Below are 18,078 nucleotides of genomic sequence, written 5' to 3' on the forward strand. Positions count from 1 at the left end.
CACGGGCGCCCGGGGCGGGACATCAGGGCCGCCCCCTGAACCGACCCTGAGACGCGCCCGGGTGCCCTGCACCCCGGCCCGGTCCCGGCATCCCGACCCGGCCGGGGCCGCGCCCGCGTTCCGGCCCGGCCGGCCCGATGCCTGTGCCCGGGCCGGCCCGGGCCCACGCACCGACCCGGCCGGGGCCGCGCCCCGCCCCGTGCTCCCGCGCGCCCCACGCCCCTGCCGGGTGGAAATCAGGGGACGTCCAGGGTCGGGGCGGCTGCCGCCCGCGCGGCGGGCCCGTCACCATGGAGGCATGAGCCAGCCGACCGCCGCCCCGCCCCCCGGGACGCACGAGGACCCGCCGGCGCCCGCCCGGCAGCCGCTGCGCCGCTCCACGCGCAACAAGCTGGTGGCGGGCGTCTGCGGCGGCCTCGGCCGGCACTGCGACGTCGACCCGGTGATCTTCCGCGTGGTGATCGGCGTGCTGTCGGCGACCGGCGGCATCGGCCTGATCTTCTACGGCTTCGCCTGGCTGCTGGTCCCGGCCGCCGACGAGGACGAGACCGAGTTCCGCCGGCTGCTCACCGGCCGGGTGGACCGGGCCTCGCTGAGCGCGGTGCTGCTGGCGCTGATCGGCTGCGGGCTCCTCCTCACGACCCTCGGCAACGCGGACATGCTCGCCTTCGCCTCGATGCTGGCCCTCACCACGGCCGGGGTCGCGGTCTGGTCCCAGCGCCGGGCCCTCGCCACCGACGAGGGCGCCGGGCTGGACCCGGCGACCGCGCACGCGGTGGCCGAGGCCCCGCCCGAGACCAAGGCCCCGCCCGCGCCCGACAGCCCCTCCTGGTGGCGCGACCCGATCCACAAGGACGGCACCACGGGGCCGGTGGCGACCGGGTACCTCTGGGGCCCGGAGGACGCGGTCGCCGAGGCGGCCCGCGACCGGCGACCCCCCGGCGGCGGCCCGGCCGCCCCCCGGCCGGAGAAGCAGCAGGCGCGGGGCCGGCGCGGTATCGGCGGCCCGGTGGTGCTGCTCGCGGTGATCGCCGCGGTCGTGGGCACGGCGACGTCCTGGGACGGGCGGCCCCTGGGCGACAGCCTCCAGATCGGCGCGGTCGCGGCCCTCGCCGTCCTCGGCACCGGCCTGCTGGTCAGCAGCCTGATCGGGCGGACGGGCCTCGGCACGGTGCTGGCGACGCTGGCGGCGGCCGGAGTCCTCGCGGGGGCGACGGCGCTGCCGCCCGAGATCGGGACCGATTTCCGCGAGACCGTGTGGAAGCCCGCCTCCGTGTCCGCGGTCGAGCCCCGCTACGACCTCGGCTCGGGCGCCGGCACGCTCGATCTCTCGGCGGTGCAGGTCCCGGCGGGCGAGACCCTGTCCACCAGCGCCCACCTGGGGCTCGGGGAGCTGAGGGCCGTCGTCCCGGCGGACGTCACCGTCGTCCTGGAGGCCCGGACGGGGATCGGCGACGTCAGACTGCCGGCGGGCACGGACCCGGTGGGCGACGCCGCCCCGGGGCAGCGGGTGCGCCGGACCCTGCCTGTGCCCCCGGGCACCGAGGCCGGGGGCACCCTGCGACTGGAACTGAACGTGAGCATCGGATCGGTGGTGGTGGAACGTGCCGGGTCCTGAGCCGCGCCTGCGGCACCGGTTCCTGCCGGGCCGGCTGATCGCGGGCCTGTGCGCGCTGGCCACGGCCGCCCTCTACGCGGGGGACGCGGCGGGCGCCTGGCACACGCCCTGGTTCACCGCGCTCCCGGTCGTCTTCGGCGGTCTGTTCGTCGCCGGGGTCGTCGGGTCCCTGCACTACGGGGTGCGCCGGCGGCGCGCCCGCAGCAGCGCGTCCAGCGAGAACACGGACGCGCCCGCGAGCACCAGCGGCAGCCAGGCCATGAGATAGGCGAGGTCGTTGCCGTAGTAGTAGGGGTCGGTCTGCCAGCTGACGGTCAGCCAGAGGCTCAGCGAGATCAGCGCCCCGCCCAGGGCGGCGAGCCGGGCCAGCAGACCGACCAGGGTCCCGAGGCCGACGGCCAGTTCACCGAGAGCGATGGCGTACCCGAAGCCCTCGGGGTTCTTCAGCGCCAGGTCGACGAGCCAGGGCACGGCGGAGGAGTCCCGCACCGCGTTCATGGTCTCGCCGATCGACCCGGGCCGGGTGGCCGAGAGGAAGGCGCTGTCGGTCAGCTTGTCGATCCCCGCGTAGACGAAGGTGATCCCCAGGAAGAGGCGCAGCGGCAGCAGGGCGTACCGGGCGGCCTGGTCCTTCCAGCCCGCCGGGCGCTCGTCGGGGATTCCGTAGCCCGCTGTCGACCGGTGCGTGTGTGCCATGGCCCGTCCCGTCCCTCGCCGGTGGTTGCCCCGTCAACCGACCATACGTACGCGGCCCGCGCCCCGCTCACCAGCCGAGCGGCGCATTCTGTGACACGGCCCCGGGCCCGGGAACGGCCGTGCCGCCGCCCACGGAGGTGGACGGCGGCACGGACCGGCAGATGGTGCGGGAGGGGGACCCGGAGGTCACTCCCACTCGATGGTGCCCGGCGGCTTGCTGGTCACATCGAGGACGACGCGGTTGACGTCGGCGACCTCGTTGGTGATGCGGGTGGAGATGCGGGCCAGGACGTCGTACGGCATCCGGGTCCAGTCGGCGGTCATGGCGTCCTCGGAGGAGACCGGGCGCAGCACGATCGGGTGGCCGTAGGTGCGGCCGTCGCCCTGGACGCCGACGCTGCGGACGTCCGCGAGCAGGACGACCGGGCACTGCCAGATCTCGCGGTCCAGACCGGCGGCGGTCAGCTCCTCGCGGGCGATGGCGTCGGCCTCGCGCAGCAGGTCCAGGCGCTCCCTGGTGACCTCGCCGACGATGCGGATGCCGAGGCCGGGGCCGGGAAACGGCTGGCGCTGGACGATCTCCTCGGGCAGGCCCAGCTCCTGGCCGACCATCCGGACCTCGTCCTTGAACAGCTGGCGCAGCGGCTCGACGAGCTGGAACTCCAGGTCCTCGGGCAGCCCGCCCACATTGTGGTGGGACTTGATGTTGGCGGTGCCGGTGCCGCCGCCGGACTCCACGACGTCCGGGTAGAGGGTGCCCTGCACCAGGAAGGCGACGTCCTCGCCGGCGCCCGCGGACTCGGCGACGATCTCGGCCTGCGCCTGCTCGAAGACCCGGATGAACTCCCGGCCGATGATCTTCCGCTTCTCCTCGGGGTCCGAGACGCCCTTGAGTGCGGTGAGGAAGCGCTCCTCCGCGTCGACGACCTTGAGCTGGACGCCCGTGGCCGCGACGAAGTCCTTCTCGACCTGCTCGGTCTCGCCCTTGCGCATCAGACCGTGGTCGACGTACACGCAGGTGAGCTGGGAGCCGACGGCCTTCTGGACGAGGGCGGCGGCGACCGCCGAGTCCACGCCGCCGGAGAGGCCGCAGATGGCGCGCTTGGTGCCGACCTGCTCGCGGATGGCCGCGACCTGCTCCTCGATGACGTTGCCCGTGGTCCAGTTCGGCTCGATGCCGGCACCGCGGTAGAGGAAGTGCTCCAGGACCTGCTGGCCGTGCGTGGAGTGCATCACCTCGGGGTGGTACTGCACGCCGTAGAGCTTCTTCTCGTCGTTCTCGAAGGCGGCGACCGGCACCACGTCGGTGGACGCGGTGACGGTGAAGCCCTCGGGCGCCTCGGAGCAGGCGTCGCCGTGGGACATCCACACGGGCTGCTCGGCCGGGGTGCCCTCGAAGAGGGTGGAGCCGGGCTTGCTGACGTGCAGCGGGGTGCGGCCGTACTCGCGGGCGCCGGTGTTGTCGACGGTGCCGCCGAGCACGGTCGCCATCAGCTGGAAGCCGTAGCACATGCCGAAGACCGGGACACCGGCCTCGAAGAGGGCGCGGTCCAGGCGCGGGGCGCCCTCGGCGTACACCGAGGACGGGCCGCCGGAGAGGATGATCGCGCGGGGGTTCTTGGCCAGCATCTCCGCGACGGGCATCGTCGACGGGACGATCTCGCTGTAGACCCGGGCCTCACGGACGCGGCGGGCGATGAGCTGGGCGTACTGGGCGCCGAAGTCGACAACGAGGACGGTGTCCGGTTGCGTTGCGGGCGCGGCAGCGGGAGACGCTGATGACACTGGCGGCCTTCCGGCGATGGGGAGAGGGTCGGTGTTTGTCGATTCTACCGGGGCGGGTGCGGGCGCTTTTCGTCTCACCATCCGAACCGGTTCCGCTCCGGGCGGGGGCGGGGGGCATACTGGGCGCCATGCAGCAGCGCACCGTCGTCTTTACCTATGGCATCCGGCCCGTCCGGTGCCATGGTCGTGCTGCTTGAGCAACTGACAAGCGACTTCCCAGGCGCCCCGGGCCGACAAGGCCCGGGGCGCTTCGGCTTTTCCGGGTCGTGCCGGTCCGGGGCCCCTCGAACCGAAGAGGAGACCCCCGTGACCGAGGTACTCGACCGCACCGGCGCCCGCACCGAGGACGCCGCGCAGGTGATCGGCGGAGCCCGTGAGCGCATCGACGCGCTGGACGACCGGATCATCGGGCTGATCCAGGAGCGGATGGCCGTCTCGGCCGTCATCCAGGACGCCCGGATCGCCTCCGGCGGCCGGCGGGTGAACCTGGCCCGGGAGATGGAGGTGCTGGGGCACTACAGCGAGGCGCTGGGCAGGCCGGGCACCGCGCTGGCGATGACGCTGCTGGAGCTGTGCCGGGGCCGGATCTGACGGCGGCCCGGCTTGCGGCGGCGGCCGGGTCCGCCCGGTGGGAGCCGGCCGGTGAGGCTCGGGGCGGGTCCGTCCGGCGGGGCGCGGGCCCGGGCGGCGGCTCCCGGCGGGGCGTACGGCGTGCACCTGCGTTCGGGTGCGCCCTCACCCGTACGGCGCGTGACGCCCCCGGCGACCCCTCGTTGTTCCCGTTGTCCGTGCCAGCCAGGGGCGGGCCCGAAGGAATCCACGCGTGGCTCCGCTGGGGCGTGTGACGCACCGCAGGTGTGTCGTGGGACCTCGCTCCAGCGCGCGTGACCGGTCGGCAGGGGACAGCAGCCCGGTCACCCCAAGGGCGGTCGGCTCCGGGGACGCCCGGCGCCGACCGCATACGGTCCCGCCCGCCCACGGCCCGCCCCTCGCTCCCCCGCTCCCTGTCCCCGCACCCTTGTCCTCCCGACGCGGCGCTGCCCCCGGCGCCGTGCCCGGCACCGGTGAAGCCCTGACGCCGGTGCTGCCCGAAGGGCCCCGCGACCACTGCCCGCGGGGCCCTTCGCCTTCTCTGCTGCCCGGTGGCACCCCCTTCGCCACCGGTCACCGACACGAGAGTGATCCACATCACACCGGGATTCCCGTCTCCGGGGACAACCATCCCCAGGGGTCACAGGTCATGTATGCGGAACAACGGCTTCACCCGCGCCGGGCGCGGTCGGGAGCCGTGCGTATGCCAGGAGGTCGCTGCACTCGGAGGGGGGTGCAGCGGCCTTCGTCGTTCCCGGCGCGCATCCGCCCGCCCGGTGGCTTCCCGGCCCGCGCGCCCGTCCTCCGTCGCGGGGCCGGCCGGCCCGTCAGGCGTCCTGCGGCTTCTTCGGCGGCACGGCCGGCATCCCGAGGAACGGCAGCCGCAGCGCGCCGAACGCCCCGTCCGGCACCGCCGGGGACTTCGGCTCCACCGCCGCCAGCCGCGCGTACGCCGCGCCCTGTGCCGGGCGCGGGTCCTCGTCGCCCTTGTTCGGCCAGAAGGACATCGCCCGCTCCGCCTGCGCCGTGATGGTGAGCGAGGGGTTCACACCGAGGTTCGCGGAGACCGCCGCCCCGTCCACGACCGAGACACCGGGGTGCCCCCAGAGCCGGTGGTACGGGTCGATGACACCCGCCTCCGCCGAGGCGCCGATCGGGCAGCCGCCCAGGAAGTGCGCGGTCAGCGGAGTGCCCATCAGCTCGCCGATGTTGGAGCCCGCGAAGCCGTTGATCTCCTCCGCGAGCAGGGACGCGGCCCGGGTCGCCTCGGGGATCTGGTTCGGGTTGGGGGCGCCGTGCCCCTGCCGGGCGGTCAGCAGGCCCTTGCCGATGCCGCCGGGCTTGCGGTACGTCGTCAGCGAGTTGTCCAGGGACTGCATCACCAGGCCGATGATGGTCCGCTCCGACCAGCGCCGGTTGGACAGCGCCCGCAGGGCCGGCCACGGGTGCCGGGCCATGTTCCCGAACCAGCCGCGCACCCGCCCGCGGACCCGGTACGGCACCTGGAGGACCGTCATCCCGCCCATCGCGTTGGAGCCGCGGCCGTAGCGCACCGGCTCGATGTGGGTGGCCGGGTCCGGGTGGATCGAGGAGGTGATCGCGACCCCCCGGGTGAAGTCGACCTTCGGGGTGCCGTGGCGCCTGCGGTAGCGCCGGTCGTCGGTCTGCGCGCCCACCAGGGCCTCGGAGTTGGTCCGGGTCAGCTCCCCGAGCCGGCCGGAGAGGCGGGGCAGCAGCCCGGTGTCCTTCATCCGGTGCAGCAGGGTCTGCGTCCCGTAGGTGCCGGCCGCGAGGACGACCCGGCGCGCGGTGAACGTACGGCCCGGCCCCTTGCGGCGGTTGTCGCTGGGGACGGTCTTCACCGCGTAGCCGCCGCGCGCGTCCTCGGTGAGGGCGACGACGGAGGTCATCGGGTGCACGGTCGCCCCGGCCTTCTCGGCGAGGTAGAGGTAGTTCTCGTTGAGGGTGTTCTTGGCGCCGTGCCGGCAGCCGGTCATGCACTCGCCGCACTCGGTGCACGCCTTGCGGGCGGGACCAGCCCCGCCGAAGTACGGGTCGGGCACCTCCTGGCCGGAGCGGGCCCGGGCCGAGCCGTCGGCGTCCTCCCCGTCCCCGAAGAACACGCCGACCGGCGCCATGTGGAAGGTGTGGCCCACGCCCATCGCCTCGGCGGTCGCCTTGAGGTGGACGTCGGACGGCGTCATCGTCGGGTTGAGCCGCACGCCCAGCATCCGCTTGGCCTGGTCGTAGTAGGGCGCCAGCTCGTCCTGCCAGTCGGTGATGTCCTTCCACTGCGGGTCGTTGAAGAAGGGGGCGGGCGGCACGTACAGCGTGTTGGCGTAGTTGAGGGAGCCGCCGCCGACGCCCGCGCCCGCGAGCACCATCACGTTGCCGAGCAGATGGATGCGCTGGATGCCGAAGAGGCCCAGCGCGGGGGCCCAGAGGTAGTTCTTCAGGTCCCAGGAGTTCCGGGGCAGCGTCTCGCGGGTGAACCGGCGGCCGGCCTCCAGCACACCGACCCGGTAGCCCTTCTCCGTGAGCCGGAGGGCGGAGACCGAGCCGCCGAAGCCGGAGCCCACGACGACCACGTCGTAGTCGTAGCCGTCCTCGTCCTGCTCCAGGTCCTGGTTTCGGGCAGGGGATACCTCGGACATGGCTCTCCTCGTCGAGATGGTCGAGATGTACGGGCGTGCGGATGCGGGTCGGGGTGGTGGACGCGGGCCCGGCGGCGGGCCCGGGCCGGTCAGCGCAGGCGCAGGGCCTTCATCAGGCGCAGGCTGCGGCTCATGAACGCGGCGTACGCCTCGTCGTCCATCCCGAACGCCGGGGCGAGCGGGATCAGCCGCTGCTGGGCGACGGTCTGGGCCTCGGTGTACTTGAGGATGCCCTCGGAGCCGTGCCGCCGCCCGAGGCCGGAGTCCTTCATGCCGCCCATGGGCGACTGGACGCTGCCGTAGGCCGGGGCGTAGCCCTCGTTGATGTTGACCGTGCCGGTGCGCAGCTTCGCGGCGACGGCGTGGCCCCGGCGGGCGTCCCGGGTCCAGACGCTGGAGTTGAGGCCGTACGCGGTGGCGTTGGCCTGCTCGATCGCCTCGTCCTCGTCGGAGAAGCGGTAGATCGAGACGACCGGGCCGAAGGTCTCCTCCGCGCACACCGCCATGGGCTCGGAGACGCCGTCGAGGATGGTGGGTTCGAAGAAGTACGGGCCGATGTCGGGGCGGGCGACCCCGCCGGCGACCAGCCTGGCGCCCTTGGCGACGGCCTCCTCGACGTGCCGGGTCACCGTCTCCAGCTGGCGCGGCCCGACCAGGGAGCCCATGTCGGCGCCGTACGCGAGGGAGTTGCCGAGCCGCATCGCGCGGGCGCGGGTGGCGAAGCGCTCGATGAAGTCGTCCGCGACGGACTCGTGGACGTACAGCCGCTCGATGGAGATGCAGAGCTGCCCGGCGGAGGAGAAGCAGGCCCGGACGGCGCCCGCGGCGGCCTTCTCCACATCGGCGTCGCGCAGCACCAGCATGGCGTTCTTGCCGCCCAGTTCCAGGGAGACGCCCACCAGGCGGTCGGCCGCGCCCCGGGCGACCTCGCGGCCGGTGCGGGTGGAGCCCGTGAAGGAGACGTAGTCGGCGTGCCGGACGACCTCCGGTCCGACGACCGGGCCCTCGCCCAGCACCACCTGGAACACCTCGGCGGGCAGCCCCGCCTCGATCAGCAGGTCACGGGCCCAGAGGGCGGTGAGCGCGGTCTCGGTGTCCGGCTTCATGACCACCGCGTTGCCGGAGACGAACGCGGGCAGCGCGTCCCCGACGGACAGCTCCAGCGGGTAGTTCCACGGCGCGATCTGGCCCACCACCCCGCGCGGCTGGCGCAGTTCGGTGGTCCTGGTCAGCACCGGCACGACCCCGGTGTGCTGCCGCGGCTTGAGGTACGCGGGGGCCTTGCGCCCGTAGTGGCGGGCGGCGACCGCGACCGCCAGCACCTCCTCGTGGGCGTGCAGCCGGGCCTTGCCCGTCTCCAGCTGGATGAGGTCCAGGACCTCGGCCTGGCGCTCCAGCACCAGGTCGTGGAAGCGCAGCAGCACCGCCGCACGGGTACGCACGGGGGTGGCCGCCCACACGCGCTGCGCGGCCCGGGCCCGTTCGAAGGCCGTGGCCACGTCCTCGGGGGTGGACTCGGGCAGCTCCGCCAGCCGTTCCCCAGTGAACGGGGCGTGGTTGGCGGTCCGGCCGGAGCCCACGACCCCCTTGGTGAGCTGGGCGACCACCTCGGGGGTCACGACGTCGGCCGCGGTGCGCGCACCGGCGGGCGCGGGGGCGAGAGGGTTGGTGCCGGGGGCGGTTGCGGTGGCCTGCGAGTCCGTCATGGGGGCGAGGGTATGCCGCAATCAACACTTTGGGTACCCGTCGGTAACAGCTTTTCACGGCCCTCACACGATTACGCCAGTGATCACTGGCACATAAGCCCTGATCAGGGGCTTGCCATGGGCGCGAGGCGTTTCCGGCACGCACTTCCGGCACTTTTCCGGTCGGGGCCGGGCACACCCGGTCACGTCCGGACCCGACCGGTCCCGTCCGGTCGTCCCGGTCGCTCCCGGTCCCGCCCCGGGCTCACCGCGAGGGCGGGGGCCGCCAGCTCCGCAGGACGATGTCGAACTGCTCGCGGGTGACCGCCCAGTCGTCCTCCGGCCCGGACATGTAGATCGCGTACTCGCTGCCGTCCCGCCCGAAGTACATCTGGTCGATGGCGCGGCGCGGACCCGGGTGCTTGTTCCGCTCGGTCCAGCGGAACTCCCAGAGCGAGGCCCGGGTCTGGTCGCGGAAGGTGTTGGCGCGCAGCTCGATGCGTTCGTACGCCGGCAGCCGGTCCCGCACGCTCTCCTCCATGTCGAGCATATGGAGGTAGGGGTTCTCGAAGTCGGGTGCCGCATCGACGCTGATCCGGATGCGGTGGCGGCCGTCGTCCGGGGTGTAGTCGATCTGGCTGCCCTCGGTCTGCCGGGTCCAGCCGTCGGGCACCCAGAGGGAGAAGCCCTCGGGGTCCTCCACCCGCTGCCAGCCCTCGGGGATCTCCGACGCCGGGGTGCCGTCCGTCTTCCCGTTCCCCGTCTGCTCCCCGCCGCCCTGCTGCTCGCCACCCGTCTTCTGCTTGCCGTCGACTCCGGTGCCGCCGGAGCCCTGGGCACCGGCGGTGGCGCCCGCCGCGGTCCCGCCGCTCCCGCCGCTCCCGGGGCCGAACTTCAGGACGGCCAGCCCCGCGCCGCCGCCGATCACCGCGGCCAGCACCACCACGATCGCCAGCATCCGCAGCCGCCCGCCGGACCGGGGCCGTGCCGGACCGGTGGCCGGCGGCGCGCCGGGCGGTCCGAAGGCGACGGGGGGCGTCGGCGCGCCGGGACCGGCCCCGGGGTGGGCCGGGGCGGGGGCAGGCTGCCCGGGAGTGCCGCCGGGCAGGGGCAGTCGCGCGGTCGGCGGCGGGGCCGGCACCCGCCGGGTCAGGGCGCCCGGGTCGCGCCCCTCGGCGGCCTCGGCCAGCATCCGTTCCGTCTCGGCCGCCGACGGCCGCGCGGCCGGGTCCTTCGTCAGCAACGCGGCGATCACCGGAGCCAGCACCCCGGCCCGCCGCGGCGCGGGCGGCTCGTCCGACACCACCGCGTGCATGGTGGACAGCGGCGAGGTCCGGCGGAACGGCGAGACGCCCTCCACCGCCGTGTAGAGCGTCGCACCGAGCGACCACAGGTCCGAGGCCGGACCCGGGTCATGGCCGCGCACGCGCTCGGGAGCCAGATAGTCCACCGATCCGACGATCTCCCCGGTCCGGGTGATGGTCGAGTCGCCGTCGATCGACGCGATCCCGAAGTCCGTTATCAGCGCCCGGCCACCGGCGTCGAGCAGGACGTTGGCGGGCTTGATGTCGCGGTGGAGCACCCCGGCCGCGTGCGCGGCGACCAGCGCCCGGAGGACGTCGAGCCCGATCCGGGCCGCCGCCGGGCCGTCGAGGCGCCCGGGCTCGCGGGCCGCGTCGGCGAGCGAGGGACCGTCGACGAACTGCATGACGATCCACGGGCGGGAGTCGTGCTCCAGCACATCGTGGACGGTGACCACACCGGGGTGGCTGATCCGGGCGGCGGCCCGCGCCTCCTTCTGCGTCCGCGCGTGCAGCACCAGCCGGTCCGCCTCGCAGACGTACAGACCCGCCGTCAGTTCCTTGACCGCGACGACCCGGTGCAGCACCTCGTCGTGGGCGCGCCACACCTTCCCCATACCGCCGCTGCCGAGCGCCTCGCCCAGGCGGTACCGCCCGGCGAGCAGCAGCCCACTTCCCGTGCCTGTACTGCTCTCAGTCTGGTCCACGTCCCCCGCCCCGTTCCTTGGAAACACAGGTTACGGACGGGCGGCACGACCAGGGAACCCGGGAAACGCTCAAGTGACCGCACTGTGACGCCGATTACGGCACGGGCGGGCCGCCCGGTCGCCAGGGCATCGGGCCGGCCCCCGGTCAGCGGGTGACGCGGTAGGTCGCCGCCGCCTGCTGGTGGATCTCGGTGACCTTCTCGCGCTGGTCGGAGGGACCGATGACCTGCACCACGTGGTAGCGGTCGCCGACGATCAGCGCGAGGTTGCGCACGAACACCTCCCGGCCGGAGCTGTCCTGCCAGGTGAACTGGCCCTCGGCCATGGACTGCTCGCCCACGTCGATCCGCTTCAGCCCGCTCGCCGTGGCCCAGGACGACTCCCGGAACGGCCGCAACTCCCGCTCGCGGTCCCGCTGGTACGTCAGCGGGTCGTCCCCGTTCTCCGCGACGGAGTCCCGGCCGGGGACCACGATCAGGGTGAAGTCCCCGCCCACGTAACGGACCTGGCCGGCGTCGTTGACGGGGCTGCGCCGCCAGTCCTCGTCGACCGCCACCCGGAAGCCCTCGGCGTCCTCGCGCAGCACATAGCCGTCGGGGAGGTCCGCCGCGGGGGCCGAGGTCTGCGGCTGCTGGGACCCGGGCGACCCGTCCGGCGAGGGCGCGGGGCCGGTGCGGTCGGGGCTCGGCCCGGCGCCCGCGGAGGGCCGCTGCGCTGCGCCCGGGGCGCCGCCGGCCGGCTCCTCGCCGGCCTTCGGCATGAACAGGACGGCGTACGCGACGGCGGCGGCGAGCGCCAGCAGGACCACCAGGAGGATGGTCCGCCCGAGCGCCTTGGGCTCCCGGCCGCGGCCGGCGCCGCGCGGGGACCGCTCGTCCGCGAACTCGTCGTCCGTGAAGCGGCGCTGCTGCTTCGGGGGCCGCCGGGGCGGTTCGAAGCGGTGCGGTTCGAGGCGGGAGGTGCTCGCGGGGCCGCGCGGATCGTCGAACGGCCGGGGGGCGGCGGACCGCTCCGGAGCAGGCGCCGGATGCCCCGCGCCCCTGCCCCTGCCCTTGCGGTGCTTGTGACGGCCGTGGCCCCCGTCCCGCCCGCCGAAGCGGCGCCGGCGGACCAGTTCGCCGCGCCGCCGGACGATCGGCAGGAGCGACGGGTCGACCGGGCCGGACGGCACCGACACCAGTCCCGTGCCCGCCTCCGGTTCGGGCGCGGACCGCACCAGGGAGCGCAGCCAGCCGCTCAGCTCCTCGACGTCGGGCCGCTCGGTGGGGTCCTGCCGCAGCAGGGACTCCACGACGGGGCGCAGCGGACCGCACTCCTCCGCGAACGCGGGCGGCTCGGCGCACACCAGATGCACCAGCTCGGCGGCGCTGTCCTCCGGGTAGGGGGCGTGGCCCTGCACCACCCGGTAGAGCAGCGCGCCGAGCGCCCACAGGTCGGTGGCGGGGCCGACGGGGGCGGCCAGTTGCCAGTTCTCGTGCACGGGCCCGGCCTGCTCGGGCGCCCAGCGTTCGGTGACCGCGCCGACGACCGTGATCCGCGCCTGCCGGGCGCGTTCGGCGGCGAGCGGGGTCGTGGGGCCGTGGAAACCGGGGCCGCCGCGGCTCGGGGCCGCAACCTCGTCCCAGCGGCCGGGCGGGGGCCCGGCGGGACCGCCGGCCGGGGCCGGGACCCGCTGGGCGTCGGCGCGCAGCGCGTCGCCGCCGGTGGCCCAGCCGGCGGCACCGCTGTCGCGGCGGGCGGCGGGCAGCGCGGGGCGGCGGTCCGGGCGTCCGCTGTCGGCGGCGGCCGCCCGGCGGACGCCGTAGGGGTCGTCGCGGTAGGGGTCGGGGGGCGCGGCGGGGAGGGCGGGCCGTCCGCCACCGGCGGGCAGCGGCCCGAAGCCGTCCCGGCCGGCCCCGGGCCCGTCGTGCCAGACCCCGGCGAGGCGCGCACGGGGGGCGCCGCCGCCGTGGCCCTCGGGGCCGTCGTGGCGGGGGTCGTGGCCGTCGCGGTAGGGGTCGTGGCCGTCGTGGTGCGGGGCGCGTCCGTCACGTGGGGGCGGCAGCAGGCCGGGGCGCTGGTCGTCGGTGTCGTCCCCGTCGTCGTCGCCGTCCGCGTCGTAGCCCCGGTGATCGCCGAAGCGGTCGGTCTCGGGCTCGAACCCCTCGGGGTACGAGCCACCGGGGAAGGGGGCGGCGGGGTAGGGGCCCCGGGGGGCGTCGTGGCCTTCGCCGAACGGGCCGGTCGGGGCGTGCCGGGCGGCGCCCTGTGCGCCGCCGTACGAGAGCGCGGTGCGCGGGCCGCCCGCGGCCCACGGCGCACCGCCGGGGTCCGGGGCCTCCGCCGGGCCGCTGGGCCCGGCGTCCTCGCGGGGGGAGACCGTGTCGGCGTAGGGGTAGCCCTCGTAGGGCCGCGCCTCCCCCACCGCACCGGCCTGCCCGGCCCCGGCCTCCCGGCCACCCGCGCCGCGGTGCCCCGCGGGTTCGCCGCCGGGACCGCCGTGACCTCGGCCGTACGCCTCGCCCTGGCCGACGTCCCGGCCTGCGGGCCCGGCGCTCCGGCCCACGGGACCGGTGTGCCCGGCCCGAGCCGGGCGGACGTCACCGCTGCCGCGGACGCCGTCGTACCCACCCTCCCGGACCCCCGGGCCGTCGCCCGCATCCGCGTAACCACCCTCGCCCCCACGGCCGTACCCACTGTCCGGGCCTGCGTCACCGCTACCGCGCGTGCCGTCGCGATCGGCGTACCCGCCGTCCCAGCCCTGGGGGCGGCCAGGGCCCGCGTAGCCACCCTCGGCCCTGCGGCCGTACGTGTCGTCCTGGCCGCCGGGGCCTGCGGACCCGCTGCCCCGGCCCACGGGACCGGTGTGCCCGGCCCGGGCCGGGCGGACGTCATCGCTGCCGCGCGCGCCGTCGTGGGCGCCATGCCCACCGTCCCGGCCCCCCGGGCCGCCGGGGCCCGCGTAACCGCCCTCCGCCCCACGGCCGTACCCGCCCTCCGAGCGAGCCTCACCACTACCGCGCGCACCGCCGTACCCGCCCTCCGGGGCGTCCGTCGGGCCCGGGTCGAGGACCGGGGGCTCGGGGCGGTGGTCGTCGGCGGGACGCTCACCCGGGCCGCGGGCCCACCAGTCGGGGTCGATGCCGTCCTGCACCGGGCGGTCGTCCGGTGCGGCGCCCGCGCCCGGGCGCTCGTCGTCGCGGACGCGAGCCGCCGCGCGGGCACCCGCCCGGTACGCGGCGATGGCGCCCGCCCGGGCGGCGCGCACATCCGGCGCCGGGGCCCCGGACTGGCGGGGCAGCGCGGGCGGGCCGGCGGCCTCCGCCGGGCGGACCGGCGCGGGCAACCCGCCCCGGGCCGGGCCCTCGGAACCGGGCCCGGCGGCCAACTCCACCGCGCCGGACGCCCCGTGGGCGTCCGCCACCACCTCACCGTCCGCCGCCTCCGCCGCCTGCGGCGGCTCCGGCACCGGCGCGTACCCGCACAGCGCCTCCTCCGCGGCTCCCGACGCCAGCCCGGTGAGGACCACCCGCCCGTCGTCGCAGACGAGCACCGTGCGGACGGTGATGTTCCGGTGGGTCCAGCCGTGCGCGTGGAGAACCCGCAGAGCGGTGAGCACATCGGCGGCGACCTCGGCCGCCCGGTAGGGGCTCAGCGGCTTCTCCGCGAGCAGCGCGGCCAGCGGGCGCGCGGCCACGACCTCGCTCACGATCCAGAGCGACCCGTCCTCCGCGAACACGTCGAAGACCTGGTCGAGCCGGGGATGGTCGGGGAGGGAGGCCGCGGCCTGCGCGGCCTCCACCGCTCGCACCACCGCCGGGTCGGTGGGCCGCCGGGTGGCCCGCCCCGGCGCCCGGCGGGGCACGGCCGCGCCGGCGAGTCCGTCGCCGTCGACCACCTCCGCGTCGACGACCTCGGGCAACGGCACCTGCCGCACCAGGACTTCATGGCCGCTGTAGGTGTCGAACGCACGGGACTCGGCCAGTTCGAACTCGTCCGACGGCGGCAGCGGCAGACGGTAGCGGTCGGCGAGCACCCGACCCGCGTACTCCTCCACGACGCCTCCCCACAGCGCGCAGCCCCGGCCGTTCCGGAGGGCCTCACCACCGGGCGGACCTCACCGAGCCGTCACATCCGGTCGCTCAACGGCCCTTTGTGGCTGCATTCCGTTCGCGGGCTCTCACGATACGTGTTTCTCACGATACGTGGACCGGTCAGTCCTTGGGCCGGAACGTCGCGAACGCCGTCTTGCGCAGCGTCGAGCACTCCTCGCCGTCCCATGCGTCGGCCTTGCAGGTGATCATGATGGCGTAGCCGCGCCGGGCGTCGACCTTGAAGCCGCGGTTGAGGATACGGACCCGCTGGCCGTTCTCCCGGCGCTCGAACTCCCAGTCGGCGACGGTCGGATAGCCGTTGAACTCGACCTTCCGTATCCCGATGTGCTTGTACCCGTTGCTGCTGGCGCTGACGCCGGCGACGGCCGCCGCCCACGCGGAGGCGGCGTCGTCCTTCGGGCTGTTGTTGAAGTCCACCTGGATCTTCGGCGGTCCGCCGTCCCGGCCGAACTTGGCGCCGGAGTTGCGGCCCGCGATGCCGGTGAACCGGAAGTCCTCGGGCATCGCCATGCTGAAGCGGAACTGGTCGTTGGAGACCATCACATACCCGTCGGGCAGCGCGTCCGTCCCGCCGCCGTCCCCGGAACCGGTGTCCTCGCCGGTGCCGCCGTCCTCGCCGGGCTCGCCGCCCGAGCCGGCCGACCCGCCGCCGTCCTCGCCGGTCCCCGCGTCCGGGTTCTCGCCGCTGTCCGGGGAGGCGCCGCCGTCCGGGGCGCTGCCGCCGGTGGCCTTGCCGTCGCCGCCACCGGACTCCGCACCGGCCGACGCCGTCTTGTCGTTCCTGGTCGAACCGTCCGCGCCCTTGGCGCCGTTGTCCTCGTCACCGCCGCCGAGGGTGAGGACGAGCACCGTGGAGAGCACCGCCAGGGCCGCGACCACCGCGATGATCACCAGCGTGCGCTTGGGCACCACATCGGTGATGGGCGCGCGCACCGGCGCGGGACGCCGCCCGGGTGTGGACCCGGTGGCGGCCGACGCCGGGCCGGCCGCGGAGGCGGTCGTGGCGGCGGACGCCGAAGCGGACCGGCCCGGCAGCCGGGCGTCGGCCTTGGCCGCCGCAGCGGCGTTCCGCACGGAGCGCAGCGCACCGCGCACCCGGTCCGCCGCGGCCTGGTCCTTCGGCACGGGGGCGGGCCTGGTCTCGGGCGCGGTGGGGGGCGGCGGGGGCGGGATCGGGATGACCCGCGTCTCCTCCGGGGAGGGCGCGGGCGGGGCGGCGGGCGGCTCGGGGGTGTTGACCACGCGGGTGAGCAGCGCGCGGGCGCCCGCGTCGTCGAGCCGCTGGGCCGGGTCCTTGGCGAGGAGGCCGTAGATGACGTCGGCGAGCGGCCCGGCGTTCTTCGGCGGGTCCAGCGGCTCGGTCATCACGGCGGTCAGGGTGGCGATCGCCGACCCCTTGTCGTACGGCGGGCTGCCCTCGACGCTCGCGTACAGCAGACCGCCGAGCGACCACAGGTCGGCGGCGGGTCCGGGCTTGTGGCCGCGGGCGCGCTCCGGCGAGATGTAGGAGGGGGCGCCGACGAGCATGCCGGTCGAGGTGATCGACGGGTCGCCCTCGACCTGGGCGATGCCGAAGTCCGTGAGGACGACGCGGCCGTCCTTGCCGATGAGGACGTTGGACGGCTTCACGTCGCGGTGCAGGATGCCCTCGCGGTGGGCGGAGCGCAGCACGTCGAGGATGGCGAGGCCGACCTCGGCGGCGCGGCGGGGCGCCAGGACGCCGTCCTCGCGGACCACCTCGGCGAGGGACTTGCCCTCGACCAGTTCCATCACGATCCACGGGCGGTCGTCCTCGTCGACGACGTCGTAGACGGTCACGGCGCTGTTGTTGCGGATCCGCGCGATGGCCTTGGCCTCGCGCAGGGTCCGGGTGATGAGGCGGCGCTTCTCGTCCTCGTCGATGGCGTTCGGGAAGCGGAGTTCCTTGACGGCGACGGTACGGCCCAGGGTCTCGTCGACCGCGCGCCACACGGTGCCCATGCCGCCGCGCCCGAGGACCCCGTCCAGCCGGTACCGCCGCGCGAGCAGCCGCCCACCGCTGCCGGGGGTCTCCTTCTTGACGGGCGCGGCGGCGGCCGCGTTCTGCGCGGCCGGCTTCCGAAGCGCGTCCACGGCTGACGCGTCCTGCGCGGGCTTCCGGGACGCGCCCCCGGCGGCCCGGTCCGCGGCCTTGCCGCTGGGCGCGGGCCCCGTCCCGGCGGCCCGGTCCGCAGACGCGGCCCTGCCACTCGGCGCGACGGCACCGCTCGCGGTCCCGGAACCGGCACCGGCCGGTGCCTCCGGCTCGCGGCCGGCAAGGCCCTCGGGGGCCGCGTCGCCGGACGGGGCACCGCCCACGGCACCACCGGGTCCGGAGTCACGCCCCGCAGACGCAGCCTTGCCGCTCAGCGCGACGGCACCACTCGCGGGCCCGGCACCGCCACCGGACACGGGATCACCGTTCGCAGACGCAGCCTCGCCGCCGGCCCCGGAACCGGCCGGTGCCTCCGGCTCCCCGCCGGAACGGCCGGCGTCGGCCGAGCCGGGGGCCGGCGCCTCGTCGGGCTTCTTCGCGCGGTCCGCGGGGCGCGACTTCGCCCCGCCCCCCGACGACGCAAGCGCCTCGGCCGCCACAGCGCCCAGCACGACCGTGCCACCGTCCGCGGCGGGGCGCTCCCCGCGCGCGGCGGGCTCGTCCGCGTCGCCGCCCTCGGACACCGGTTCGTCCTTCGCCGCGGCGGAGGACGCCGGACGCACGTCGTCCCCGCCGTCGTCGTCGGCTCGCGCGCTCCCGGCGTCGCCCTCGCCAGGCGCGCCACCCTCGGCGCGAGGGTCCTTGTTCTCCACGTTCGCGTCCCCCGACGTGCCCTCACCGCTGACGGAGTCCTCGCCCTTGCCTGCGGATCCGGCCTTGACGACCTCGTCCCGCTGGGGCCCCCGCGACTGCTCAGCCTCCGACATGCGTCCC

10 protein-coding genes are annotated in these 18,078 nt (G+C 75.7%); 3 read left to right on the forward strand and 7 right to left on the reverse strand.

Features of this window, described 5'->3' with window-relative positions; all coding sequences use genetic code 11:
* Positions 1–298: 298 nt before the first annotated feature.
* Together ABZ457_RS03880 and ABZ457_RS03885 are read left to right on the forward strand one after the other, a co-directional pair.
* Complete coding sequence (locus ABZ457_RS03880) at positions 299–1,618, forward strand: PspC domain-containing protein (protein WP_359153568.1); 1,320 nt, start codon at positions 299–301, stop codon at positions 1,616–1,618.
* Positions 1,605–1,886, forward strand: a complete 282-nt coding sequence (locus tag ABZ457_RS03885; protein WP_359153570.1) for a hypothetical protein — start codon at positions 1,605–1,607, stop codon at positions 1,884–1,886. The genes ABZ457_RS03880 and ABZ457_RS03885 overlap by 14 nt, the downstream gene beginning before the upstream one ends.
* On the opposite strand, the gene ABZ457_RS03890 is transcribed toward ABZ457_RS03885, so the two are convergent.
* Both ABZ457_RS03890 and guaA read right to left on the reverse strand, forming a co-directional pair.
* Complete coding sequence (locus tag ABZ457_RS03890) at positions 1,793–2,314, reverse strand: DoxX family protein (protein ID WP_359153572.1); 522 nt, start codon at positions 2,312–2,314, stop codon at positions 1,793–1,795. The two genes, ABZ457_RS03885 and ABZ457_RS03890, sit on opposite strands and share 94 nt — an antisense overlap.
* Before the next feature lie 186 nt (positions 2,315–2,500).
* Positions 2,501–4,099, reverse strand: coding sequence for a glutamine-hydrolyzing GMP synthase (gene guaA / locus ABZ457_RS03895; RefSeq protein ID WP_359153574.1), 1,599 nt, complete (start codon positions 4,097–4,099; stop codon positions 2,501–2,503).
* Positions 4,100–4,405: 306 nt separating this feature from the next.
* Between guaA and ABZ457_RS03900 the strand changes: the two genes are divergently transcribed.
* Positions 4,406–4,690 carry a chorismate mutase gene (locus tag ABZ457_RS03900; protein ID WP_359153576.1) on the forward strand — a complete coding sequence of 95 codons (285 nt, stop codon included), beginning with the start codon at positions 4,406–4,408 and terminating at the stop codon, positions 4,688–4,690.
* A gap of 827 nt (positions 4,691–5,517) precedes the next feature.
* Here ABZ457_RS03900 and ABZ457_RS03905 read toward each other — a convergent pair.
* The 5 genes from ABZ457_RS03905 to ABZ457_RS03925 form a co-directional block, all read right to left on the reverse strand.
* Entirely contained in the window at positions 5,518–7,344 is a 1,827-nt protein-coding gene (locus tag ABZ457_RS03905) for a GMC family oxidoreductase (RefSeq protein ID WP_359153578.1), read from the reverse strand.
* Positions 7,345–7,433: 89 nt separating this feature from the next.
* Entirely contained in the window at positions 7,434–9,050 is a 1,617-nt protein-coding gene (locus ABZ457_RS03910; RefSeq protein WP_359153580.1) for a succinic semialdehyde dehydrogenase, read from the reverse strand.
* Between the two features lie 244 nt (positions 9,051–9,294).
* Complete coding sequence (locus ABZ457_RS03915) at positions 9,295–11,037, reverse strand: serine/threonine-protein kinase (RefSeq protein ID WP_359153582.1); 1,743 nt, start codon at positions 11,035–11,037, stop codon at positions 9,295–9,297.
* 145 nt (positions 11,038–11,182) lie between these two features.
* Entirely contained in the window at positions 11,183–15,073 is a 3,891-nt protein-coding gene (locus ABZ457_RS03920) for a protein kinase (protein WP_359153584.1), read from the reverse strand.
* Between the two features lie 157 nt (positions 15,074–15,230).
* Complete coding sequence (locus ABZ457_RS03925) at positions 15,231–18,071, reverse strand: protein kinase (protein WP_359153586.1); 2,841 nt, start codon at positions 18,069–18,071, stop codon at positions 15,231–15,233.
* Between the last annotated feature and the right edge of the window lie 7 nt (positions 18,072–18,078).

Source organism: Streptomyces sp. NPDC005805 (assembly GCF_040630445.1).
In the GTDB taxonomy this organism is placed as follows: Bacteria; Actinomycetota; Actinomycetes; order Streptomycetales; family Streptomycetaceae; genus Streptomyces.